The sequence below is a fragment of the Pseudomonas sp. YQ_6 genome (genome assembly GCF_043103245.1).
Taxonomy (GTDB): Bacteria; Pseudomonadota; Gammaproteobacteria; order Pseudomonadales; family Pseudomonadaceae; genus Aquipseudomonas; species Aquipseudomonas alloputida.
Window position 1 is genome coordinate 41101 of the sequence record NZ_JBICJR010000071.1, and the last position, 22122, is coordinate 63222.

Genomic DNA, 22122 nt, shown 5'->3' on the forward strand with positions numbered 1-22122 from the left:
CGATGGCCTTCACGTTATGGATTTCGCACCTTCGAACTTCATCTGCTGCTGTTTCAGATTAAGGGTCGCGCCATCGCGCAGGTCATTCAGCCATGCCAATGCCTGCCATGCCTGGCGAGCAGGCTGTTGGCTTGTTCGGGCCCGAAACTGCCAGCCGGGTAGGGGCGGGGCGCCTGGAAGTGCTCTTCACAGCCCTTGATGATTGGATCTACCCAAGCCCAGGCTGCTTCCACTTCATCGCGGCGCATGAACAGTGTCGAATCACCTTCGAGCACATCCAGCAGCAGGCGCTCGTAGGCTTCCCAGCGGCGAGTCTGGCTGAACACCTGGGCCAGATTAAGGTCCAGGTCCACGGGTTCCAGGCGCATGCCCTTGCCTGGGCTCTTGGTCATCATGCGCAGGCTGATGCGTTCGTCCGGTTGCAGCTGTATCAGCAACTGGTTGACCTGGCCGCCGCTGAACAGTTCGTGAGGCACTGGCTTGAACTGGATGACGATCTGCGAAGCGCGCCGCGCCATGCGTTTGCCGGTGCGCAGATAGAAAGGCACGCCCGCCCAGCGCCAGTTGTCGATATGCGCCTCGATGGCAACGAAAGTTTCGGTATCGCTGTCGTTGTCGACGTCCTTTTCAAAGTAGTAGGCCGGCACTTCCTGGCCGCCGATACGCCCGGCACCATATTGGCCACGTACCGTCTTGTCCTGCACATCCTGGCCGGTGATCGGCTTGAGGGCGCGCAGGATTTTCACCTTTTCGTCGCGTACCGCCTCTGCCTCGAATTGCGCGGGTGGCTCCATGGCCACCAGGCACAGCAGTTGCAGCAGGTGGTTCTGCAGCATGTCGCGAATAGCCCCGGCGCGATCATAGTAGGCACCGCGGTTTTCTACGCCCAGTGTCTCGCAAACGCTGATCTGGACATGGTCGACCTGGTTGTTGCGCCACACCGGCTCCAGCAGGGCATTGGCAAAACGCAGGGCCATCAGGTTCTGCACGGTTTCCTTGCCCAGGTAGTGGTCGATGCGGAACACCTGTCTTTCTTCGAACACCGTGCCAATCGCTTCATTGATGGCTGTGGCCGATTCCAGCGAATGACCGATCGGTTTTTCCAGCACGATGCGCGCTTCGGTGTCGGCCAGCCCGGCAATGCGCAGGTGGTTGGCAATTGGCACGAACAGGTTGGGGGCGGTGGCCAGGTAGAAGATGCGCGTCAGCCCGCCGGGTTCACCCAGGTAGCGTGCCAGGCGGCCAAAATCGGCGCTCTGTGAAGCATCCATCGGGAAGTAGTCGACCCGTGCGGAAAACCGCTGCCATACCTCTTCGTCGAAGTCGCTGCGGGCAATCTGCGCCCGACAATGGCGTTCGGCGAGCTTGAGATAGTCGATGCGTGGCAGGTTGCGTCTGGCCAGTGCGATGACCCGCACGGCAGGGTTCAGACGGGCCTCGCGAAACAGGTGGTAGAGCGCCGGAAGCAATTTGTGCAGGGCAAGATCACCGGTGCCGCCGAAGACCAGAATGTCGCAAGGAATAGTCAAACCACCACTCTCCACGTTCGTTTAACTGGGCGGGTTGGCGTCCATGTAGTATAACTACAAGAAAGCTACAACCCGGCAAGCCGATCATAACCGAGTCCCGCCTGTGAATCTGTTGCAACATATCGCCCAATCGCGCCACCTGCTGCGCAAATCGGAACTGAAAGTGGCCGACCACGTGCTGCTCGACCCGGCTGCCGTCATGCACAGCTCCATGGCCGATTTGGCGCACAGCGTGGGTATCAGTGAGCCGACCATCGTGCGTTTCTGCCGGGCCATTGGCTGCTCGGGCTTCCAGGACCTGAAGCTGAAACTGGCGCAAAGCCTGGCTGCCGGGGCCAGCTTCGGGCAGTTCGCCATCCACGAAGACGATTCGGTCGCTGACTACAGCCTGAAGATCTTCGACACCACCCTGCACACCCTGATGGAAGTGCGCGAGCACCTTGATCCGCAGGCGCTGCAACAAGCCGTGAGCGCCATGGCCCAGGCGCAGCGGGTAGAGTTCTACGGCTTTGGCGCGTCCGGTGCGGTTGCCGCCGATGCCCAGCACAAGTTCTTCCGCCTGCTGCTCAGCGCGGCAGCGTATTCCGACCCGCACATGCAAGCGATGTCGGCCGTTACCCTGAAGCCGGGCGATGTGGCTGTGTGTATTTCCCAGTCGGGCCGTTCCAAGGACCTGCTGATCACTGCCAACCTGGTGCGTGAGAGCGGCGCAAACCTGATTACCCTATGCCCCAGCCAGACGCCGCTGGCCGAGCTATCGACGGTCAACCTGGCGATCGACGTGCATGAAGACACTGAGATCTACACCCCACTGACCTCGCGTATTGCCCACCTGGTGGTGATCGACGTGCTGGCGATGGGCGTTGCCATGGCGCGCGGGCCTAGCCTGGTCAACCACCTGAAGAGCGTGAAACGCAGCCTGCGCAGCTTGCGTCTGTCGCCCAAATCGATCAAGGCTACAGACGACTGAATTCAACTGTACTGGCCTGTTCGCGGGCTTGCCCGCTCCCAGAGGTACTGTGCACCTCTGTAGATCGGTGCAATTCCTGGGGAGCGGGCAAGCCCCCGAACAGGCCGGCACAGGCAGTGAAAATTCACGATTCTGTCACCATTCCACCGCCAAACGGTAAACCATCAAGGTCAGTCTGAAACTCCCGCATACTATCTGGGAGACAGGCAATGGCTCGTGACTTCGACGGTACGTACCAACCCAACGCCAAGGCTCGCAAGCAGCAGGAAAAAGATCAGCGTCGTATGGAATACCGCCGCGCGATCGAGAGCTATTGCGACCAACGTCAACTGCTCCGCGACCTGGCGGACTACCCCGAGCTGCAAGCACTCACGGTATGGCAGTCGTCGGCGGCAACTTCCCCGAAAAACGTTCAACAAGCGCGCTGATAAGAGCACGTTCGCCGCGTATGAATGCAAGAAACGCCAAGGCCACCGGCGACTGCCGCTTGGCCTTGGCCTGCACCACGCACCAGCTACGGTACAGCGGTAGCTCCTCGACCGGTAATTCCTTCAGCATCCCGGTAGCCAGCTCCAGGTTGACTGCGTGACGGGTCAACAGGGCGATTCCCAGCCCGGCGATCACGCATTCGCGCTGGGCGTCGGCCGAGGCTACTTCAAGCGTTTGGGCGAAATGCACACGCTTATCCTTGAAGTACTCTTCGCACGCCTTGCGTGTTCCCGAACCTTGCTCGCGGACCAGCAGGGTATGAGGCTCCAAGTCCTGCATGCGCAACTGCTCCAGCTTGCACAGCGGGTGCTGTGGCGGCGCAACCGCAACGATCGGGTTGTTGAGGAACGGCAGAAACTCCAGGCCCATGTCTTGCGGCACCATCGACATGATGATCAGGTCGTCGCGGTTATCGGAAAGGCGGCGGATGGCTTGGGCACGGTTGACTACCGTCAGGGTCAGGTTGACTTCCGGGTGACGCTGCTTGAAGGCGGCGAACAGGTGTGGCACGAAGTACTTGGCACTGGACTCGATCGCCAGTTTCAACTGACCCTGCAGTGAGCCCTGCATGTCCGACAGCTGCATGTCCAGGCTTTCCAGGCGCCCGAAGATATCGTGGCTGGCGCGCTGCAAGGCCTCGGCCGCCTCGGTCAGGTAGAGCTTTTTGCCGACGTACTCGAACAATGGCTGGCCGATCAGCTCTTCAAGCTGGCGGATCTGTAGACTAACGGCGGGTTGCGTCAACGCCATCTCCTCCGCAGCACGGCTGTACGACCGTAAATCGCACACCTCGTTAAAGATCTGGAGTTGACGCAATGTCATACGCATCAAGGACTTACGCATTTTAATCAGCTCTTCGGCAACACCTTGTTACCCAACTATAAGCTTTTGCTAATACAGCCTCTAACAAATATTGATTTTTGTTTATCGACCTACAGCGCTAGGGTGAATACGCGACTGGCCAGCAACGTCTGGTCACGCGCCGACCGGTAGAACCGGCTCGACTGTTCCTACGGCTTTGGGAAGACTCCAGTGATAAAAAAAATCCTGATCGCCAACCGAGGTGAAATCGCAGTTCGGATCGTGCGTGCTTGCGCCGAGATGGGCATTCGCTCGGTAGCGATCTTTTCCGACGCCGACCGGCATGCCTTGCACGTCAAGCGCGCTGACGAAGCACACAGCATCGGTGCCGAGCCGCTGGCCGGTTATCTGAACCCGCGCAAGCTGGTGAACCTGGCTGTGGAAACCGGCTGTGATGCCCTGCACCCGGGCTATGGTTTCCTTTCGGAAAACGCTGAACTGGCAGAAATTTGCGCCGAGCGCGGGATCAAGTTCATTGGCCCGGCCGCCGACGTGATTCGCCGTATGGGCGACAAGACCGAAGCGCGCCGCACCATGATCGCCGCCGGTGTGCCGGTAACCCCGGGCACCGAAGGCAACGTTGCCGATATTCATGAAGCCCTGAGCGAAGGTGACCGCATCGGTTATCCGGTGATGCTCAAGGCCACCTCCGGTGGTGGCGGCCGCGGTATTCGCCGTTGCAATAGCCGCGAAGAACTGGAACAGAACTTCCCGCGGGTCATTTCCGAGGCGACCAAGGCATTCGGTTCGGCCGAAGTGTTCCTGGAGAAATGCATCGTCAACCCGAAGCACATCGAGGCGCAAATTCTCGGTGACAGCTTCGGTAACGTAGTGCACCTGTTCGAGCGCGACTGCTCTATCCAGCGTCGTAACCAGAAGCTAATCGAAATTGCCCCGAGCCCACAGCTCACTCCTGAGCAGCGCGCCTACATCGGCGACCTGGCGGTGCGTGCGGCCAAAGCGGTGAATTACGAGAACGCCGGTACCGTGGAGTTCCTGCTCGCCGATGGCGAAGTGTACTTCATGGAAATGAACACCCGGGTGCAGGTGGAACACACCATTACCGAGGAAATCACCGGTATCGACATCGTTCGTGAGCAGATCCGCATCGCCTCGGGGCTGCCACTGTCGGTCAAGCAGGAAGACATTCAGCACCGCGGCTACGCCTTGCAGTTCCGTATCAATGCTGAAGATCCGAAAAACAACTTCCTGCCCAGCTTCGGCAAGATCACCCGTTACTACGCCCCCGGCGGCCCGGGCGTGCGCACCGACACGGCGATCTACACCGGCTATACCATTCCACCGTTCTACGACTCCATGTGCCTGAAACTGGTGGTGTGGGCGTTGACCTGGGAAGAAGCCATGGACCGCGGCCTGCGGGCCCTGGACGACATGCGCGTGCAAGGGGTGAAGACCACCGCCGCGTACTACCAGGAAATCCTGCGCAATCCGGAATTCCGTAGCGGCCAGTTCAATACCAGCTTTGTCGAAAGCCACCCTGAATTGACCAACTACTCGATCAAGCGCAAACCCGAAGAGCTGGCCCTGGCCATCGCCGCCGCCATTGCCGCCCACGCAGGCCTGTGAGGAACCCTATAATGTCCAAGAAAATTCACGTAACCGACACGATCCTGCGCGACGCTCACCAGTCCCTGCTGGCTACCCGCATGCGTACCGAAGACATGCTGCCGATCTGCGACAAGCTCGACAAGGTTGGCTACTGGTCGCTGGAAGTCTGGGGTGGTGCCACCTTCGACGCCTGCGTGCGCTTCCTCAAGGAAGACCCGTGGGAGCGCCTGCGCAAGCTGCGCGCGGCGCTGCCAAATACCCGCCTGCAAATGCTGCTGCGCGGCCAGAACCTGTTGGGCTACCGCCACTACAGCGACGACGTGGTCAAGGCCTTCGTCGCCAAGGCGGCGGTCAACGGCATCGATGTGTTCCGCATTTTCGACGCCATGAACGACGTGCGTAACCTGCGCGTGGCCATCGAAGCGGTCAAGGCCGCCGGCAAGCACGCCCAGGGCACCATCGCTTACACCACCAGCCCGGTACACACCATCGACGCCTTCGTGAACCAGGCCAAGCAGATGGAAGCCATGGGTTGCGACTCGGTGGCGATCAAGGACATGGCCGGCCTGCTGACCCCGTTCGCCACTGGCGAGCTGGTCAAGGCGCTGAAGGCAGAACAGTCGCTGCCGGTGTTCATTCACTCCCACGATACCGCCGGCCTGGCAGCCATGTGCCAGCTCAAGGCTGTGGAAAATGGCGCGGACCACATCGACACCGCCATCTCCAGCTTCGCCTGGGGCACCAGCCATCCGGGTACCGAGTCGATGGTTGCTGCACTCAAGGGCAGCGAGTTCGACACCGGCCTGGACCTGGAGCTTCTGCAGGAGATCGGCTTGTACTTCTACGCCGTGCGCAAGAAGTACCACCAGTTCGAAAGCGAGTTCACCGCGGTAGACACCCGGGTACAGGTCAACCAGGTACCGGGCGGCATGATTTCCAACCTGGCCAACCAGCTCAAGGAGCAGGGCGCCCTCAACCGCATGAACGAAGTGCTGGCCGAAATCCCGCGTGTGCGTGAAGACCTCGGCTTCCCGCCGCTGGTCACCCCGACCTCGCAGATCGTCGGCACCCAGGCCTTCTTCAACGTGCTGGCGGGTGAGCGCTACAAGACCATCACCAATGAGGTGAAGCTGTACCTGCAAGGTGGCTATGGCAAGGCCCCGGGTGTGGTCAACGAGCAACTGCGTCGCCAGGCTATCGGCAGTGAAGAAGTGATCGATGTGCGCCCGGCTGACCTGCTGAAGCCGGAAATGGCCAAGTTGCGTAGCGACATCGGTGCCCTGGCCCGTTGCGAAGAAGACGTGCTGACCTTCGCCATGTTCCCGGACATTGGCCGCAAGTTCCTCGAAGAACGCGAAGCTGGCACCTTGACGCCTGAAGTTCTGCTGCCGATTCCGGAAGCCGGTGCCGTGGCTGCACCTGGCGGTGAAGGCGTGCCGACCGAGTTCGTCATCGACGTACACGGCGAAACCTACCGCGTCGATATCACCGGTGTGGGCGTTAAGGCCGAAGGCAAGCGTCACTTCTATCTGTCGATCGACGGCATGCCGGAGGAAGTGGTATTCGAGCCACTCAACGAGTTCGTCAGCGGTGGCGGCAGCAAGCGCAAGCAAGCGACCGACCCTGGCCACGTGAGCACCACCATGCCAGGGAACATCGTTGATGTGTTGGTCAAGGAAGGTGACATGGTCAAGGCCGGCCAGGCGGTATTGATCACCGAAGCCATGAAGATGGAAACCGAAGTGCAGGCGGCCATCGCCGGTAAGGTCGTGGCCATCCATGTGGCCAAGGGCGATCGCGTGACGCCGGGTGAGATCCTGATCGAGATCGAGGGCTGATTTAAGCCCTCATCTACAAGTGGTTAACCTCTGGGGAGCGGATGCTCCCCTTTTTTGTGCCGGACTCACCCGCACCTCACAACGCGCATCCCTTGTAGGAGACCTGATTCAGCACACCGCTTAACCTTTGCGGCACATCTCAAGGCTTTCCACCTGGCCACCCGGCTGCTGGTTCTCTTCACTCAACCACCGCTCAAACCCGGCAGCCACCGCCGGCCATTCATCATCGGTAATCGAATACCACGCCGTATCGCGGTTATGTTCCTTCACCACCAGGTGCTTGCGGAACACCCCTTCGTAGACGAAGCCGAATCGCTCTGCCGCACGTTTGGAGCGGGCGTTGGCATTATTGCACTTCCACTCCAGCCGTCGATTACCCAGCGCGAAGCCCAGCTTGCCCAGCAGGTACACCGCCTCGGTACCCTTGGGCGTACGCTGCATGGCGGCGCCGAAGGCAATGTGGCCGATCTCGATCCGGCCGTGTTCAGGCACGATCGACATCAGGCTGAGGATGCCTTGGGCCTGGCCACTGGCGCGGTCTATGACGGTGTAGAAAAGCGGATCGCGGCCAGCAGCGTTGCCTTCCAGCCAGCGGTCAAAGGCGGCGCGTTCGGCGAACGGGCCGTAGGGCAGGTAGTCCCACAGCACCGGATCGGAGGCCGGGCCCTGCAGTGCCTCCCAGAGGTCTTCGCCATGGCGACCGGGATCGAGCTTCTCCAGGCGGATGAAGCGGCCTTCAATGGGCTCGGCCTTGGGGGGTGCGGCGGGTTTCCAGTTCAATGCGTCTGTCATGTGCGGCCTACAAGCCTTTGCGGAATTGGATGAAGCCCGAGCGCTCGGCAACCTGCTGGTACAGGCTGATGGCGGTGGCGTTGGTTTCGTGGGTCAGCCAGTGCACCTTGATGCAGTTGTCGGCTTTGGCAGTGGTGTAGACGTGCTCGATCAACTGTCGACCAATGCCCAGGCCACGTTGCGTGCTGTCCACATACAGGTCCTGCAGGTAGCAGGAATTCTCGATGCTCCAGTTGGAACGATGGTAGATGAAGTTGACCATCCCCACCGCCTTGCCGTCGACCCAGGCCAGTGCCGAATGGGTTGGCTCGCTGGGGTCGAGCAGGCGTTGCCAGGTGCTCAGGCTGACGGCATCGGCCAGCTCGGTCTCGTAGAAGTGCAAGTAGGCCTGCCACAGGGCGTGCCAGGCCGCGTGATCTTGGGCCGTGACAGGGCGCAGGGTAAGGTTGGGCATGGGCTATTCCTTCAGAGTTGGCGCATGTGCGCCGCGAGTTGGTTGTCCCGTTGATCGGGGCTGGCGCTCAGGCCTTCGCGCACGCCATCGATGTCCTGCCTGGAGCGGTTCTGGCTGAGCTTGCGTGCACCTTGCAGGCGCGCGATGGGCAGGCGGATGCCGACGATGGCGCGGAGCATGCCCTCGATGTAGTCGGCAGGGGCGTCGGTGACTTTCCATGGTTCGTTGCGACCCTGTTCGTGGCGGTCGGTCAGGCGGCTTACGATAGACAGTAGCGGCTCGGCCTCATGGATAACTTCGGCCGGGCCATAAGCGTGCACCGCCAGGTAGTTCCAGGTCGGCACCACCTTGGGGTTTTCGGCCTTGCTTGGGTAATAGCCGGGGCTGACATAGGCATCGGCGCCGGGGAATACCAACAGTGCTTCGCCGCCGTGCTGCAGGTCTTCCCATTGGCGGTTGGCCCGGGCCAGGTGGGCATACACAGTGCCGAAATCGCCCTCGGCGGTATCGACCAGCACCGGCAGGTGCGTGGCCAGAAGGCCCTGTTCGCCCTGGCTGACCAGAATGGCCAGGCGGGTGTCTAGCATGTGCTGGTGCAAGCGGGTGAGGTCGTGTTCCTGGTGCGGCTTACTGTTGTACATGGCGAGATCCTTGTCGAATGGTTCCATCCTAGGCAGGCTATTGGTTCTGGGTAAGATCCATTAATGCCTGTTTTCATAGGTCCAATATCATGCGCGAGTCACCCCTCATCCTGCCTTTCGACCCTGCCGGGATCGCCCTGGATCGCAGCCGCGGGCTTAGCCAGCAGCTATATCAGGCGTTGCGAGCGCGGGTACTGGATGGGCGCCTGAGCAGTGGTACTCGCCTGCCGGCTACGCGCGACCTGGCTGCCATGTTGGCGCTTTCACGCAACAGCGTGGTGCGCGCGTACGATCAACTGTATGCCGAGGGCTTCATCGAAAGCCGGGTCGGTGATGGCACCTACGTTAGCCGGCTGCCAAAACTGTCCACACAAGTATCCACAGGGTTATCCCTGGGCTTATCAACAGGTTTATCCACATTTCGTGAAGAAAATACTGAGGATTTATCCAGCGGGAGGCTTTTCAGCGCGCCTCTGCAGCGCCTGAAAAATAACCATTTGCCACCGCCCAGAATCGGTGCGCCGCGTGCTTTTCGCGTTGGTATTCCAGCATTCGACCTGTTCCCGTTTGACGTCTGGGCCAAGCTACAGGCGGGTTTCTGGCGCAACCCGTCGCCTGCGCAACTGGGCTATGGTGACCCCGCTGGCGAGCCGGCTTTGCGCGATCTGATAGCGGCCTATCTACGCCGCTCGCGGGGGCTGAGCTGTACGGCTGAACAAATTGTGATCACAAGCGGTGCGCAGCAGGCCATCAGCCTTTGTGCACAGTTGCTGTTGCAACCGGGCGACGGTGTGGCTGTGGAAAACCCAGGCTATCGGGCGGCCGCTCATGCCTTCACGCTCGCGGGCGGTCGGGTGTTTGGCGTGCCTGTGAATGAAGACGGGCTGGATTGCAGCCGGCTGGAACAATTGACGGATTGCCGACTGACTTATGTTACGCCTGCGCACCAATACCCGACCGGGGTGACCATGAGCCTTGCACGTCGCCTGGCATTGCTGGCCTGGGCTGAACGCAGTGACGGCTGGATCATCGAGGACGACTACGACGGCGAGTATCGCTACAGCGGTGCACCGCTGGCCCCGCTGGCAGCGCTCGACCGGCACGGGCGGGTGCTGTATGTCGGCACCTTCGGCAAGATCGCCTTCCCGGCGTTACGCCTGGGCTACCTGGTGCTTCCGTCGAAGCTGGTGCAGGCTTTCAGCCAAGGCAAAGCGTTGGCGGTGCGGCATTCGGAGGTCAGCAGCCAGTGCGTGATGGCCGAGTTCATGGCCCGTGGCCATTTTCAGCGGCATATCCGGCGTATGCGCAAGGCGGCATTGAAGCGGCGCGATGTGCTCAAGGCCGGTTGGCCTGTGGATATTCCGGGGTTGGGCGCAATGCCGGAAGTGGCGGCTGGGCTGCATGTGAAGGTCGATGTGGATAACTTTGCTCGGGAGCAGGAGTTGGTGGCCAAGGCTGAGGCGGTGGGGGTGGAAGTGACACCACTGAGCAATTTCTGGTTGGCGGACTGCGAGGTGCCTGTGGATAAGCGGGCAGGGCTGGTGCTGGGCTTTGCGGCAGTGCCGGAGGGCGAGATAGCCGAGGCCTTGATGAAACTACGCAAAGTCTGGAGAAAATGAAGGAGGCTGCAAAGCAGCCCCCGGTTCAACATCAGGTACCGGACTTTATCCGCGTCCAGGCGCGGGTCCTGGCCCGTTCGGCATCTCGCGTCAAAGGCTTGAGGGTATACAGCTTGGCCATCGCCTCTGCCGTCGGATACAGGTTGGGGTTGTTGCGAATCGTCGGATTCACCTTGTCGGTCGCATCCTTGTTCGGGTTCGGATACCCCACGAAATCGCTGATCGGCGCAATCACCTCTGGCCGCAGCAGGTAATTGATGAACGTATGCGCATCCTCCGGGTTTGCTGCGCCCTTTGGAATCGCCAGCATGTCGAACCAGATCGGCGCGCCTTCCTTGGGCAGGCGCATGTCCACCATCACGCCGTTGTTTGCCTCACGGGCGCGGTTGGCTGCTTGCGAGAAGCTGCCGCTGTAGCCCACTGCCACACAGATGTCGCCATTGGCGATGTCTGCCATGTACTTCGAGGAGTGGAAGTAGGTGATATGCGGGCGAATCTTCAGCATCAGCTCCTCGGCCTTCTTGTAGTCAGCCGGTTTGTCGCTGTTCGGCGGCAAGCCCAGGTACTGCAGGGCCAGCGGTAGAATCTCCGACGGCGAGTCGAGCAGGGCCACGCCGCACTGCTTGAGCTTGGCGATGTTCTCTTCCTTGAAGATCAGGTCCCAGCTGTCCACCGGCGCGTTGTCGCCGAGTGCAGCCTTGACCTTGCCCGGGTTGAAGCCGATCAGCACGGTGCCGTACATATACGGCACGGCAAACTTGTTGCCCGGGTCGTTAGCTTCGATCAGCTTCATCAGTGCCGGGTCCAGGTGTTGCCAGTTCGGCAGCTTGCTGCGATCCAGCGGCTGGAACACCCCTGCTTCGATCTGCTTGGCGAGGAACACGTTGGACGGTACCACCACGTCATAGCCGGAGTTGCCGGTCAGCAGCTTGGCTTCCAGCGCCTCGTTGGTGTCGAAGATGTCGTACACTAGCTTCACGCCGCTGTCCTTCTGGAAGGCAGTCAAGGTCTGCGGGGTGATGTAATCGAACCAGTTATATACACGCAGGGTGCGCTGCTCGGCTTGCGCATGCAGGGCGCCTGCGAACAGGGTGGCAGCGATGAAAGGGGCGAGCAGACGTTTGAGTCGGACCATTATCAGGCTCCTGGCTGGGCGCGCTGGAAGCCTTCCAGCACATTGACCGCGTTGATGCCGATTTCTTCCACAGCGTAGCCGCCTTCCATCACGAACAGGGTCGGCTTGCCGAGTTGGCCGATGCGCTTGCCCATTTCCAGGTAGTCCGGGCTGTCCAGCTTGAACTGCGAGATGGGGTCGTCCTTGAAGGTGTCCACACCCAGGGAGATGACCAGCACGTCGGCGTCATAGCTGGCGATGCGCTTGCAGGCATCCTCCAGGGCTGCGCTCCAGGCGGCCCAGTCGCTACCGGCGGGCAAGGGGTAGTTGATGTTGTAGCCCTGGCCTGCGCCTTCGCCGGTTTCATCGGCATAGCCGAGGAAGAACGGGAATTCGTCCTGTGGGTCGCCATGGATCGAGGCGAAGAACACGTCGTCGCGGCTGTAGAAGATGTCCTGCGTACCGTTGCCGTGGTGGTAGTCGACGTCAAGGATGGCGACCTTGCGTCGGCCTTGGTCAAGGAAGGCCTGGGCAGCGATGGCGGCGTTATTCAGATAGCAGTAGCCACCCATCACTTCGCCGGCAGCGTGGTGCCCTGGCGGACGGCACAGGGCGAACGCGGCATGGGCGCCTTGCTGAATCGCTGCCTGGGCGGTAAGGGCAACTTGCGCAGCACTGTAGGCAGCCTGCCAGGTACCCGCGGTGATGGGCGCGCCGGCGTCGAAACTGTAGTAACCCAGTTCGCCATGCAGGCCGGTCGGCTTGACCTGGCGCAGTGTGCGGGCCGGCCAGGTGAAGGGCAGCAGGTCACCCTCGTGGCCCAGTGCAGCCCAGCGCGCCCAGGCGCCTTCGAAGAAATCCAGGTAATCGGCGCTGTGGACGCGCAACAGCGGCGCACGGCCGAAGTCGGTCGGGCCCTGGATGTCGCCGAGGTTGCGTTTTTTCACCTGGTCGAGCACATGGTCGGCGCGCGAAGGCATTTCGAAACAGGGCATCAGCTTGCCATCGATCAGCTCGCAGCGGCCGTGGTGCAGGCGGTGGTCATCGGAATAGATCGTCAGCATTGTTGTTCTCCGGTGGGACTGGCGTGGGTCCATTGTCATGGGCTGATCAGCAGGGGAGAACGACGCAAACGGCCAAAAGGGGATCGATATGGCCAAGGTCTTTGGCCGGATGGGTGGTGACCTATCCCAGCCTCGTCGCGGGTAAGGCAGCGGCGGCTACGGTGAACGGCCTTTGGACATTAGCCGGCAGGCCCGGCCCTTTCGCGGGTGAACCCGCTCCTACAATGTCCACCAAGGCGTCAGGGGTTGTGACGCCCCTGTAGGAGCGGGTTTACCCGCGAAGAGGCCAGAACAGGTCAACCACGAAAATGGCTGGGCGCCACGCCACTCCAGCGCTGGAAGGCATGCCGAAAACTGGCCGTCTCACTGAAACCCAAAGTCTCTGCAATCCGGTAGATCGGCATCTGTTCATCGGCCAGCAACTGCTTGGCCCGCTCGAACCTCAGCTCGTCCAGCAGCTGTTGATAACTGCTGCCCAGCGCCTGCAAATGCCGGCGCAGGGTGCGCGAAGAGCAATTCATCTGCCGCGCAAGTCCTTCCAGCCCGGGGGCTGCATCCAGTTGCTGCGCCAGCAGCTGGCGAATCCGTCCCAGCCATGCCTGGCGACCTGTGAATTCAAGGTTCAGGCGCCGGCAGCGCTCGCTCATGGCTTTGTGAGTAATCGGGTCGGCCAGCGGCAGCGGCATATCCAGCCATCGCCGTTCGAAGGCAAAGGCATTGTCCTCGGCGGCGAAACCGATCGGGCATTGAAACGCTCTGGCATAGAGCGCGTGGTAACCAGGGCGAGGGTGTTCGAAGCGTGCGCCAAGCAGCGGCAACGGCCGGCCAAGCAGGTCGTCACAGATGACTTTCAGCGACACCAGGCAGAACTCGGCGTTGAAAGCGCTCAGCGCCGGGCTGTCCTGGTAATCGCTGGCGCTGAACCAGACACGTTGGCCGTCGTCGAGCAAGCGCAGCTTGAAGACTGTTCCCAGCAGTGCCGGATACTGCAGCGCCAGGCGTAGGGCGTCACCCAAAGTGGCACTGGAGAGCAGCGCGTAACCGAGCATGCCGTAGCACGACACGCGCATGCGCTGGCCCAGTTCCAGGCCAATGTCCTTGCGCCGGGCCACAGCATTGGCGCAAACCTGCAGCTCCTGCTGGGTGGTGATGCGCGCATCGGCATGCCCCAGGTCTGCCGGGCCAATGCCGCTGCCGGCCAGCAACGCCGACGCCTCGCAACCGTCTGCCTGGAAGACGTTGAGGATCAGCGAAACTGCGTTGAGGGTGGTCAGGTGGCTGTGCAGCATGCTGGGTAATCCCGTTGGGCTGGGACGCATTATGGAGCAAGTTGTGTGCCGATATCCGAGGCTGCAGGCAAACCACATACCCTGCAGGCGCGCCGAGTGTCGCAAAGGCCTGCGAAGCGGCCTCCAAAACCTTCAGGCAAAAAAAAAGGCCCGAAGCAAGCGCTCGGGCCTTGGAAAGGTTGAGAGGTGTCTAGTCCCTCGACCTGGTGAGACTGTTTACAGCGGCCTGATTACGCCTTCAGCGGAACCAGACGTGGAGCGATCATGTTTTCCGGACGCAGGATGTCGTCGAGCATCGCGTCGTCCAGCAGCTTCTCTTCACGCACCAGTTCCAGTACGCCGCGGCCGCTTTCCAGGGCAACGCGGGCGATACGGGTGGCGTTTTCGTAGCCGATGTACGGGTTCAGTGCGGTAACCAGGCCGATCGAGTGCTCGACCAGTTCACGGCAGCGCTGTTCGTTGGCGGTGATGCCGACGATGCAGTGCTCGCGCAGCATGTCCATGGCGCGTTGCAGAAGGCGGATCGAGTCGAAGATCTTGTAGGCGATCAGCGGCTCCATCACGTTCAGCTGCAGCTGGCCACCTTCAGCGGCGACGGTCAGGGCCAGGTCGTTGCCCATGATGGCGAAGGCCACCTGGTTCACAGCTTCTGGAATGACCGGGTTGACCTTGCCTGGCATGATCGAGCTGCCTGGCTGACGCGCTGGCAGGTTGATCTCGTTGATGCCGGTACGCGGGCCGCTGGACAGCAGGCGCAGGTCGTTGCAGATCTTCGACAGCTTGACCGCGGTGCGCTTGAGCATGCCGGAGAACAGCACGAATGCGCCCATGTCGGAGGTGGCTTCGATCAGGTCGGCAGCCGGTACCAGCGGGTGGCCGCTGATGGTGGCCAGGCGCTGTACGGCCAAGGCCTGGTAGCCAGGGTCGGCGTTGATGCCAGTACCGATGGCGGTACCGCCCAGGTTGATTTCGGTCAGCAGTTCCGGAGCCAGCGAGCGCAGGCGCTGCAGGTCTTCGGTCATGGTGGTGGCGAAGGCGCGGAATTCCTGGCCCAGGGTCATCGGTACGGCGTCCTGCAGCTGGGTACGGCCCATCTTCAGTACGTGGTCGAATTCTTTACCCTTGGCAGCGAAGGCCTGGATCAGGCTATCAAGGCTGGCCAGCAGCGCGTCGTGACCCAGCAACAGGCCCAGGCGGATTGCGGTCGGGTAGGCGTCGTTGGTCGACTGCGCCATGTTCACGTCGTTGTTAGGGTGCAGGTACTTGTACTCACCCTTCTGGTGGCCCATGGCCTCCAGCGCAACGTTGGCAATGACTTCGTTGGCGTTCATGTTGGTAGAAGTACCAGCGCCGCCCTGGATCATGTCAACCACGAACTGGTCGTGGAAATCGCCTTTGATCAGGCGGGCGCAGGCTGCGGAAATGGCAGCGTGCTTGGCATCGCTCAGGTGACCCAGCTCACGGTTGGCGTCGGCAGCGGCCTGCTTGACCATGGCCAGGGCCACGACAAGCTTGGGGTAGTGCGACAGCGGAACACCGGAGAGGTGGAAGTTGTTGGCAGCGCGCAGGGTCTGGATGCCGTAGTAGGCATCTGCAGGAACTTCAAGGGTACCCAACAAGTCTTTTTCGACGCGGAACGATGCAGCAGAGGACATGATGTATATCATCTCGATTTTGACCCGGCACATGCCGGAATGGCGCCAATCCTAGGCCTGAAGGTGTTTTTGCGGCCAATGCTATTGCACGCTAACCTATGCACAAACGGCATAGTGTTTCATGTGACGCCAATTGATATTCGAGCGTGTTCCATTTTGGTGCGCGCCGGGAGATGTGCTTCGTGAACCTTGAAAGCAAATGGCTGGAAGACTTCAGTGCTCTGGCCGCTACCCGCAGTTTTTCCCAGGCCGCAGAGCGGCGTTTCGTGACCCAACCGGCCTTCAGCCGGCGCATTCGCAGCCTTGAGGCGGCGTTGGGCCTGCAACTGGTGAACCGCTCTCGCACACCCATCGAGCTGACCGAGGCGGGTCAGCTATTTCTCGTCACAGCACGTACTGTTGTCGACCAGTTGAGCGAAATTCTCCGCCATTTGCATCACTTGGAAGGCGGGCAGGGCGAAGTGGTGCAGGTAGCTGCGGCACACTCCTTGGCGTCGGGTTTCTTCCCCCGTTGGGTGGCCCAGCTGCGCAACGACGGTTTGAACATCGCCACCCGCCTGGTTGCGACTAACGTCGGAGATGCCGTACATGCACTGCGCGAAGGCGGCTGCGACCTGATGCTGGCGTTCTACGACCCGGACGCGGCCTTGCAGATGGATGCCGAGATCTTCCCGTCGCTGCACATGGGCACCACTGAAATGCTGCCGGTGTGCGCTGTGGATGTCGATGGCAAGCCATTGTTCGACCTGGAGGGCGAGGGCAGTGTGCCGTTGCTAGCCTACACCGCCGGCGCATTCCTCGGCCGCTCGGTCAACTTACTGCTGCGCCAGCGCAACCTGCGGTATACCACCGTCTATGAAACCGCCATGGCCGACAGCCTCAAGAGCATGGCCCTGGAAGGGATGGGCATCGCTTGGGTGCCGCGTTTGTCCATGCGTGGCGAGCTCGAACGCGGTGAACTGGCGATCTGCGGCGGTAGCCAATGGCATGTGCCGCTGGAAATCCGCCTGTACCGCTGTGCTTTGGTGCGTAAGGCTAACGTCCGCTTGCTATGGCGCAAGCTGGAGTCGTCTGGCGCACAAGGTGAAGCGTCACTTTGAATTGTCCTTCAGGTAATCAGTGATATTTGCACGATTCCTGTCGCTGTAGCGGTAGCAGTTGGATCGTGCCGGTACACGGGGGTGCGTGTACGTTTCACACACCCAGCCATTGAACTTCAGTTCGGCGTCTTCATGCGTGGCGCCTAGCAGATGGCCAATCTCATGAGCTGCAGCACCGTATGCGGCCACAGAGGCAATGGCCGTTTTCTGCTTGAAATAGGCCATGCCGGCGTTGTAGTTCAGGCCGCTGTGATCGTAGCTGTTGCCGGTGAGCAGGAGATGTTTATCCATGAGAGAGTAGAGTCGGTGTCGCTTTTGTGCATACACCTGCTGGCTGAAAGCGTCCAGGAGCTTTTCGGACGGCATTCCTGCATAAGCAATATCGGTTATGTGTTTTACATTGCGTTGAAATATCACTTCGATGGGATGTTGGCTGAAACGGCGCATTTCGTTCAGCCAATGCTGGAAGTAGTCTTCGTTCAATTGCCCGTCATGCATATCGGCCAGGTCGTCGTGCACATAGACGGTGACGGTGAGCGCGTGGGCTGCCGAAGCACTAGGCAATTGCGCGCTGAGTACCAGGCCAAACGAAAGTGCGAAGAAGCATGGAGTTTTCATGTAGCCACACCAAAGTGCTCGAGGAAGGGCTGCGAGCGTGCAGCACTCGTCGACCCCGAGGCAGCAGGAAAAAGTTGTCCCACGAGACAGCTTGCCCTTTGATCCGGCATGTGCTTGTAGGGGTGGGCGGCCAGCCTTTAAATACGTTACAATCCCGCGCCTTCGGCCGACCTGGTCGATTCAGAATCCGTATGACAAGCCACGCCGGCCCACCTGCGTGGCTTGTTGCTTTTAGCGCGCCAGAAGGCGCTTGCAGGAGAGGCTCGACGATGAGTGCACTGGTTGGCGTGATCATGGGCTCCAAGTCCGATTGGTCCACCCTTAGCCACACCGCCGATATGCTGGAAAAACTCGGCATTCCCTACGAAGTGAAGGTGGTTTCCGCCCACCGCACCCCGGATCTGCTGTTCCAGTATGCCGAGGAGGCTGAGGGCCGTGGCATCGAGGTGATCATCGCCGGTGCCGGTGGCGCAGCCCACCTGCCAGGCATGTGCGCCGCCAAGACCCACCTGCCGGTGCTGGGCGTTCCGGTGCAGTCGTCGATGCTGTCGGGCGTCGATTCGCTGCTGTCGATCGTGCAGATGCCAGCCGGTGTGCCGGTTGCCACCCTGGCCATCGGCCGTGCCGGTGCGGTCAACGCTGCCCTGTTGTCGGCCAGCATTCTGGGCGCCAAGTACCCGCAGTACCACGCGGCGTTGAAGCAGTTCCGCACGGAACAGACCGACACCGTGCTGGACAACCCAGACCCGCGCCAGGCTTGAGGCTCAACCCATGAAGATCGGTGTAATCGGTGGCGGCCAGCTGGGCCGCATGCTGGCCCTGGCGGGTACCCCGCTGGGCATGAACTTCGCCTTCCTCGACCCGGCACCGGACGCCTGCGCTGCGCCCCTGGGCGAGCACCTGCGTGCCGACTACGGCGATCAGGACCACCTGCGTCAGCTGGCCGACGAAGTCGACCTGGTCACCTTCGAGTTCGAAAGCGTCCCGGCCGAGACTGTGGCCTTCCTCTCGCAGTTCGTGCCGGTATACCCCAGCGCCGAATCGCTGCGCATCGCCCGTGACCGCCTGTTCGAAAAGAGCATGTTCCGCGACCTGGGCATCCCCACCCCGGCCTTCGCCGACATCCTCTCGCAGGCCGATCTGGACGCCGCAGTGGCCAGCATCGGCCTGCCGGCCGTGCTGAAAACCCGCACCCTGGGTTACGACGGCAAGGGCCAGAAGGTGCTGCGCACGCCAGAAGACGTGGTGGGTACCTTCGCCGAGCTGGGCAGCGTGCCATGCCTGCTGGAAGGCTTCGTGCCGTTCACTGGCGAAGTGTCGCTGGTGGCTGTGCGTGGCCGCGATGGCGAAACCCGCTTCTACCCGCTGGTGCACAATACCCACGAGAGCGGCATCCTGCGCTTGTCGGTGGCCAGTCAGGCACACCCGCTGCAGGCTCTGGCCGAAGATTACGTCGGCCGCGTGTTGCAGAAGCTGGATTACGTTGGCGTGATGGCCTTCGAGTTCTTCGAAGTTGATGGTGGCTTGAAGGCCAACGAAATCGCCCCGCGCGTGCACAACTCCGGGCACTGGACCATCGAAGGCGCCGAGTGCAGCCAGTTCGAGAACCATCTGCGTGCCGTGGCCGGCCTGCCACTTGGCTCGACCGCCAAGGTGGGCGAGAGCGCGATGCTCAACTTCATCGGTGAAGTGCCGGCCGTGGACAAGGTTGTCGCCATCGGGGACTGCCACCTGCACCACTACGGCAAGGCCTTCAAGGTTGGCCGCAAGGTAGGACACGCCACCCTGCGCTGCCATGACATGGCCACCCTCGAGCGCAAGATTGCCGAAGTAGAGGCGCTGATCAGCAACTGATCGGGGTTCAAATCGAACTTCTGCAAGCGGCATGCCCTCTGAACATGGCAACAGGCCGAAGCCCGTCTAGGCTTTGGCTTGTTCCATTTTCACTGCAGAGGGATTGCCATGGGTATCATTGGAACCATCTTCATCGGCCTCATCGTCGGCCTGCTGGCCCGCTTCATCAAGCCGGGCGATGACAGCATGGGCTGGATCATGACCATCCTGCTGGGTATTGCCGGCTCCTTGTTGGCTACCTATGGCGGCCAGGCACTGGGTATATACCAGGCTGGGCAAGCGGCAGGCTTCCTTGGCGCGCTGATCGGTGCCGTGGTGCTGCTGGTGATCTACGGATTCATCAAGAAACGCTGATTACTGGTTAGAATGCTCGGCAATTCATTCGAGTTGCCGAGCATTTTCATGCGTGCCTTTTTCCTTGTCCCATTGCTGTTGGCCAGTACCCTGGCCCATGCCGAACTGCCCGAAACCGACTGGCTGGAGCTGATGCCCAGGTCGGACCAGAAGGCGCTGGAACAAATGCCTGAAATCGACCACAACTCACCGGAAGCCATGGGCACCTTTACCGCCAAGGGCGGCCTCAAGCAGAGCAAGGGCCTGCCTGCGGTGATGTACTCGACCAAGACCGTTGCGGCCATGAATGGCAAGGACATCCGCCTAGGTGGCTACCCTGTGCCGCTGGAGAGTGACGCCAAGGGCAACAGTACGTTGTTCTTCCTGGTGCCGTACCCGGGGGCGTGCATCCATGTGCCGCCACCGCCGCCGAACCAGCTGGTGCTTGTGCGTTACCCGAAAGGGTTGAAGATCGACGACATCTACACACCGCTGTGGGTCAGCGGCAAGCTGAAGGTGGAGAAGGTCAGCAATGACCTGGCCGACGCGGCCTATGCGCTGGATGCGGGGAAGGTGAGGGTGGTGGAGGATGCAGACCTTTGATAATTGCCCCGGCCTCTTCGCGGGCTTGCCCGCTCCCACAGGTAACCCACAATTTTCGAGGCTTGTGGAGAACCTGTGGGAGCGGGCAAGCCCGCGAAGAGGCCGGTAAAAAAAGAGCAGGGCTCAGATATTTTCACAACCGATCTGGACGCCCAGCGAATGACTCGCCCCAGGCTTCAACTCCACCAGGTCATCCCAAACATTCGCCGTCTCGATGCACAGCATTCTTTGCCAGCCATCATCAGCCATGTCCGCCAGCTCCTTGGCCCGCTCGGTCCACGGGTTCCAGATCACCGCCGAGCGCGAGCCGCTGCTGGTCAAGGTAATCCGCCGATTCCAATGCGGGTCGACGATGCTGAGGGTCTGTGGGGTGTCCAGGTAGATCCGGTCCGTCTCCCCGGCAAACGTCAGTGCCCCCTGCTGCTGGCGCTGTTCCCAGCCCGCCAGGGTTTCGATATAACCCAGCCCGTCGACACCCTCGACCCGCGCCTGGCGCACATCGCTGACCGCGAAGTAGCTATGCAGGGCCTGGCTGATGGTCACGGGGGTATTGCCCATGTTGCGGCTGGTCAGGCTCAGTTTCAGCTCTGCGCCCATCTCCACCACCAGTTTCAGCTCGACATCATGGGGCCAACCGGGCAGGTCGCCCTGCGCTTCAGGCAGTTCGAACTCGATCCGCAGGGTCTCGCCCACTTCCTCGATACCCAGCAATTGCCAGTCACGCGTGCGCGCAAGCCCGTGGGCAGGCGCCGGTGTTTCCTGGTACATGGCCTGGACGGCCTGAGGGTTGCGCTGCAGGTTGCCAAACCATGGCCAGCACACCGGTACCCCGGCGCGTACCGACTTGCCCTGGCGGAAGATGGCCTGGTCGCTCAGCCACAGCAGCGGCGGTTCGCCTACCTGCTGGTAGCTGAGGACCTGTGCGCCCTGCTGGGCGATCAGGAGTTCGGCACGGTCACTGCTGATACGCCAGCAGTTGAGTTCGCCATGTTGCTCGGTTACGACCTGAAAGGTAGCCATTGCGTTCTTCTCATTGATTGCCAGTGGGCCTTGGACCCGGGCAGATGCAATGAGTTTACCGCCAGCGTGGCTCAGCGACGAGGCACCGAGCGGGTACGACCACTGCCGTCAATGGCGACGAAGACGAATACCGCTTCGGTGACCTTGCGCCATTCGCTGGACAGCGGGTCGTCGCTCCACACCTCGACCATCATCTGGATCGAGCTGCGGCCGATTTCCAGGGTCTGGGTATAGAAAGACAGCTGTGCGCCGACCGCGACGGGTACCAGGAAGGCCATGCGGTCGATGGCGACGGTGGCTACGCGGCCGCCGGCGACACGGCTGGCCATGGCCGTGCCTGCCAGGTCCATCTGCGCAACCAGCCAACCGCCGAAAATATCGCCAAACCCGTTGGTTTCTCGCGGCAATGCGGTGATTTGCAAGGCCAGGTCGCCTTGCGGGATTGGATCTTCTTGTTCGAGCTCAATCATGCGATGGGGCCTCTGACCCGTGACGCTTTTCGTTGGTGTGGCGCAAAGGCCGGGTAAACGATTCAGCTTGAAACATACTACGCCGATTTCGTTTCACTGGGCGGCCGTAGGGAAACTCTGCGAAACCGCCTGACAATAGTGACCGGCGTTTTCGCACAACATCCCACGTTAGGAGCAACATAATCCTACGAATTGCCAGTATATAGGGCATAACGGCCAGCGACGACCGCGCATTCACGA

General features: G+C 61.1%; 22 protein-coding genes. 10 read left to right on the forward strand and 12 right to left on the reverse strand.

Going from position 1 to position 22122, the window contains the following annotated elements; translation table 11 throughout:
• Window positions 1-86 precede the first annotated feature (86 nt).
• Window positions 87-1529 (reverse strand): glucose-6-phosphate dehydrogenase, encoded by a 1443-nt coding sequence (gene zwf, locus ACF8FG_RS24870; RefSeq protein WP_003253271.1) that lies wholly within the window; start codon window positions 1527-1529, stop codon window positions 87-89.
• Window positions 1530-1632: 103 nt separating this feature from the next.
• On the opposite strand from zwf, the gene hexR reads away from it, so the two are divergent.
• Both hexR and ACF8FG_RS24880 read left to right on the forward strand, forming a co-directional pair.
• Window positions 1633-2499 (forward strand): transcriptional regulator HexR, encoded by an 867-nt coding sequence (hexR, locus tag ACF8FG_RS24875; protein ID WP_003253273.1) that lies wholly within the window; start codon window positions 1633-1635, stop codon window positions 2497-2499.
• Between the two features lie 209 nt (window positions 2500-2708).
• Entirely contained in the window at window positions 2709-2927 is a 219-nt protein-coding gene (locus ACF8FG_RS24880; protein WP_061405728.1) for a PA3496 family putative envelope integrity protein, read from the forward strand.
• On the opposite strand, the gene ACF8FG_RS24885 is transcribed toward ACF8FG_RS24880, so the two are convergent.
• Window positions 2869-3831 (reverse strand): LysR family transcriptional regulator, encoded by a 963-nt coding sequence (locus ACF8FG_RS24885; RefSeq protein WP_010955834.1) that lies wholly within the window; start codon window positions 3829-3831, stop codon window positions 2869-2871. The genes ACF8FG_RS24880 and ACF8FG_RS24885 overlap by 59 nt on opposite strands.
• 189 nt (window positions 3832-4020) lie before the next feature.
• On the opposite strand from ACF8FG_RS24885, the gene ACF8FG_RS24890 reads away from it, so the two are divergent.
• The gene (locus ACF8FG_RS24890; RefSeq protein ID WP_003253279.1) at window positions 4021-5436 is read left to right on the forward strand and encodes an acetyl-CoA carboxylase biotin carboxylase subunit; all 1416 of its coding nucleotides are present in this window, start codon (window positions 4021-4023) and stop codon (window positions 5434-5436) included.
• Between the two features lie 11 nt (window positions 5437-5447).
• Window positions 5448-7256 (forward strand): sodium-extruding oxaloacetate decarboxylase subunit alpha, encoded by a 1809-nt coding sequence (gene oadA / locus ACF8FG_RS24895; protein WP_318077719.1) that lies wholly within the window; start codon window positions 5448-5450, stop codon window positions 7254-7256.
• 120 nt (window positions 7257-7376) lie between these two features.
• On the opposite strand, the gene ACF8FG_RS24900 is transcribed toward oadA, so the two are convergent.
• Genes ACF8FG_RS24900 through ACF8FG_RS24910 form a run of 3 tightly spaced genes read right to left on the reverse strand, consistent with a single transcriptional unit; the run spans window position 7377 to window position 9143 of the window.
• Window positions 7377-8048 (reverse strand): GNAT family protein, encoded by a 672-nt coding sequence (locus tag ACF8FG_RS24900; RefSeq protein ID WP_318077718.1) that lies wholly within the window; start codon window positions 8046-8048, stop codon window positions 7377-7379.
• A 7-nt stretch (window positions 8049-8055) separates the two neighbouring features.
• The gene (locus ACF8FG_RS24905) at window positions 8056-8502 is read right to left on the reverse strand and encodes a GNAT family N-acetyltransferase (RefSeq protein WP_003253286.1); all 447 of its coding nucleotides are present in this window, start codon (window positions 8500-8502) and stop codon (window positions 8056-8058) included.
• A gap of 11 nt (window positions 8503-8513) precedes the next feature.
• The gene (locus ACF8FG_RS24910; protein WP_014589164.1) at window positions 8514-9143 is read right to left on the reverse strand and encodes an FMN-binding negative transcriptional regulator; all 630 of its coding nucleotides are present in this window, start codon (window positions 9141-9143) and stop codon (window positions 8514-8516) included.
• An 89-nt stretch (window positions 9144-9232) separates the two neighbouring features.
• Here ACF8FG_RS24910 and ACF8FG_RS24915 point away from each other — a divergent pair, with 89 nt between their 5' ends.
• Window positions 9233-10762: a PLP-dependent aminotransferase family protein gene (locus ACF8FG_RS24915; protein ID WP_014589163.1), complete on the forward strand. Its 1530-nt coding sequence runs from the start codon at window positions 9233-9235 to the stop codon at window positions 10760-10762.
• Between the two features lie 31 nt (window positions 10763-10793).
• Here ACF8FG_RS24915 and ACF8FG_RS24920 read toward each other — a convergent pair whose 3' ends face one another.
• The 4 genes from ACF8FG_RS24920 to aspA all read right to left on the reverse strand — a co-directional run bounded on the left by ACF8FG_RS24920 (window position 10794) and on the right by aspA (window position 15884).
• The gene (locus ACF8FG_RS24920; RefSeq protein WP_019437626.1) at window positions 10794-11897 is read right to left on the reverse strand and encodes a polyamine ABC transporter substrate-binding protein; all 1104 of its coding nucleotides are present in this window, start codon (window positions 11895-11897) and stop codon (window positions 10794-10796) included.
• 2 nt (window positions 11898-11899) lie between these two features.
• Entirely contained in the window at window positions 11900-12940 is a 1041-nt protein-coding gene (locus ACF8FG_RS24925; RefSeq protein WP_019437625.1) for a histone deacetylase family protein, read from the reverse strand.
• A 296-nt stretch (window positions 12941-13236) separates the two neighbouring features.
• Window positions 13237-14229 (reverse strand): AraC family transcriptional regulator, encoded by a 993-nt coding sequence (locus ACF8FG_RS24930; protein ID WP_019437624.1) that lies wholly within the window; start codon window positions 14227-14229, stop codon window positions 13237-13239.
• A gap of 230 nt (window positions 14230-14459) precedes the next feature.
• Window positions 14460-15884, reverse strand: coding sequence for an aspartate ammonia-lyase (aspA, locus tag ACF8FG_RS24935; protein ID WP_003253297.1), 1425 nt, complete (start codon window positions 15882-15884; stop codon window positions 14460-14462).
• A gap of 182 nt (window positions 15885-16066) precedes the next feature.
• On the opposite strand from aspA, the gene ACF8FG_RS24940 reads away from it, so the two are divergent.
• Window positions 16067-16984, forward strand: coding sequence for a LysR substrate-binding domain-containing protein (locus ACF8FG_RS24940; protein ID WP_167665908.1), 918 nt, complete (start codon window positions 16067-16069; stop codon window positions 16982-16984).
• Here ACF8FG_RS24940 and ACF8FG_RS24945 read toward each other — a convergent pair.
• Complete coding sequence (locus ACF8FG_RS24945; RefSeq protein WP_019437622.1) at window positions 16976-17602, reverse strand: hypothetical protein; 627 nt, start codon at window positions 17600-17602, stop codon at window positions 16976-16978. The two genes, ACF8FG_RS24940 and ACF8FG_RS24945, sit on opposite strands and share 9 nt — an antisense overlap.
• Window positions 17603-17871: 269 nt before the next feature.
• On the opposite strand from ACF8FG_RS24945, the gene purE reads away from it, so the two are divergent.
• The 4 genes from purE (at window position 17872) to ACF8FG_RS24965 (ending at window position 20392) form a co-directional block, all read left to right on the forward strand.
• Window positions 17872-18363 carry a 5-(carboxyamino)imidazole ribonucleotide mutase gene (gene purE, locus ACF8FG_RS24950; RefSeq protein WP_003253304.1) on the forward strand — a complete coding sequence of 164 codons (492 nt, stop codon included), beginning with the start codon at window positions 17872-17874 and terminating at the stop codon, window positions 18361-18363.
• Window positions 18364-18373: 10 nt separating this feature from the next.
• Window positions 18374-19456: a 5-(carboxyamino)imidazole ribonucleotide synthase gene (locus ACF8FG_RS24955; protein WP_014589158.1), complete on the forward strand. Its 1083-nt coding sequence runs from the start codon at window positions 18374-18376 to the stop codon at window positions 19454-19456.
• A gap of 108 nt (window positions 19457-19564) precedes the next feature.
• Window positions 19565-19810 (forward strand): GlsB/YeaQ/YmgE family stress response membrane protein, encoded by a 246-nt coding sequence (locus ACF8FG_RS24960; protein ID WP_012054121.1) that lies wholly within the window; start codon window positions 19565-19567, stop codon window positions 19808-19810.
• Window positions 19811-19858: 48 nt separating this feature from the next.
• Window positions 19859-20392: a DUF3299 domain-containing protein gene (locus ACF8FG_RS24965; RefSeq protein WP_003253310.1), complete on the forward strand. Its 534-nt coding sequence runs from the start codon at window positions 19859-19861 to the stop codon at window positions 20390-20392.
• Between the two features lie 123 nt (window positions 20393-20515).
• Here ACF8FG_RS24965 and ACF8FG_RS24970 read toward each other — a convergent pair whose 3' ends face one another.
• Together ACF8FG_RS24970 and ACF8FG_RS24975 are read right to left on the reverse strand one after the other, a co-directional pair.
• Window positions 20516-21412 carry a D-hexose-6-phosphate mutarotase gene (locus ACF8FG_RS24970; RefSeq protein ID WP_014592875.1) on the reverse strand — a complete coding sequence of 299 codons (897 nt, stop codon included), beginning with the start codon at window positions 21410-21412 and terminating at the stop codon, window positions 20516-20518.
• A gap of 71 nt (window positions 21413-21483) precedes the next feature.
• A complete protein-coding gene (locus ACF8FG_RS24975; protein ID WP_003253317.1) occupies window positions 21484-21882 on the reverse strand; it encodes an acyl-CoA thioesterase in 399 nt (132 codons plus the stop codon).
• Between the last annotated feature and the right edge of the window lie 240 nt (window positions 21883-22122).

Excerpts from the sequence above, each read along its gene's own strand:
- purE (WP_003253304.1), top strand. The coding sequence starts at position 17,872 with ATGAGTGCACTGGTTGGCGTGATCATGGGCTCCAAGTCCGATTGGTCC.
- ACF8FG_RS24955 (WP_014589158.1), top strand. The coding sequence starts at position 18,374 with ATGAAGATCGGTGTAATCGGTGGCGGCCAGCTGGGCCGCATGCTGGCC.
- ACF8FG_RS24975 (WP_003253317.1), bottom strand. The coding sequence starts at position 21,882 with ATGATTGAGCTCGAACAAGAAGATCCAATCCCGCAAGGCGACCTGGCC.
- ACF8FG_RS24965 (WP_003253310.1), top strand. The coding sequence starts at position 19,859 with ATGCGTGCCTTTTTCCTTGTCCCATTGCTGTTGGCCAGTACCCTGGCC.
- ACF8FG_RS24960 (WP_012054121.1), top strand. The coding sequence starts at position 19,565 with ATGGGTATCATTGGAACCATCTTCATCGGCCTCATCGTCGGCCTGCTG.
- ACF8FG_RS24945 (WP_019437622.1), bottom strand. The coding sequence starts at position 17,602 with ATGAAAACTCCATGCTTCTTCGCACTTTCGTTTGGCCTGGTACTCAGC.
- aspA (WP_003253297.1), bottom strand. The coding sequence starts at position 15,884 with ATGTCCTCTGCTGCATCGTTCCGCGTCGAAAAAGACTTGTTGGGTACC.
- ACF8FG_RS24905 (WP_003253286.1), bottom strand. The coding sequence starts at position 8,502 with ATGCCCAACCTTACCCTGCGCCCTGTCACGGCCCAAGATCACGCGGCC.
- ACF8FG_RS24970 (WP_014592875.1), bottom strand. The coding sequence starts at position 21,412 with ATGGCTACCTTTCAGGTCGTAACCGAGCAACATGGCGAACTCAACTGC.
- ACF8FG_RS24900 (WP_318077718.1), bottom strand. The coding sequence starts at position 8,048 with ATGACAGACGCATTGAACTGGAAACCCGCCGCACCCCCCAAGGCCGAG.
- ACF8FG_RS24930 (WP_019437624.1), bottom strand. The coding sequence starts at position 14,229 with ATGCTGCACAGCCACCTGACCACCCTCAACGCAGTTTCGCTGATCCTC.
- ACF8FG_RS24915 (WP_014589163.1), top strand. The coding sequence starts at position 9,233 with ATGCGCGAGTCACCCCTCATCCTGCCTTTCGACCCTGCCGGGATCGCC.
- ACF8FG_RS24925 (WP_019437625.1), bottom strand. The coding sequence starts at position 12,940 with ATGCTGACGATCTATTCCGATGACCACCGCCTGCACCACGGCCGCTGC.
- ACF8FG_RS24885 (WP_010955834.1), bottom strand. The coding sequence starts at position 3,831 with ATGCGTAAGTCCTTGATGCGTATGACATTGCGTCAACTCCAGATCTTT.
- oadA (WP_318077719.1), top strand. The coding sequence starts at position 5,448 with ATGTCCAAGAAAATTCACGTAACCGACACGATCCTGCGCGACGCTCAC.
- ACF8FG_RS24920 (WP_019437626.1), bottom strand. The coding sequence starts at position 11,897 with ATGGTCCGACTCAAACGTCTGCTCGCCCCTTTCATCGCTGCCACCCTG.
- ACF8FG_RS24910 (WP_014589164.1), bottom strand. The coding sequence starts at position 9,143 with ATGTACAACAGTAAGCCGCACCAGGAACACGACCTCACCCGCTTGCAC.
- ACF8FG_RS24880 (WP_061405728.1), top strand. The coding sequence starts at position 2,709 with ATGGCTCGTGACTTCGACGGTACGTACCAACCCAACGCCAAGGCTCGC.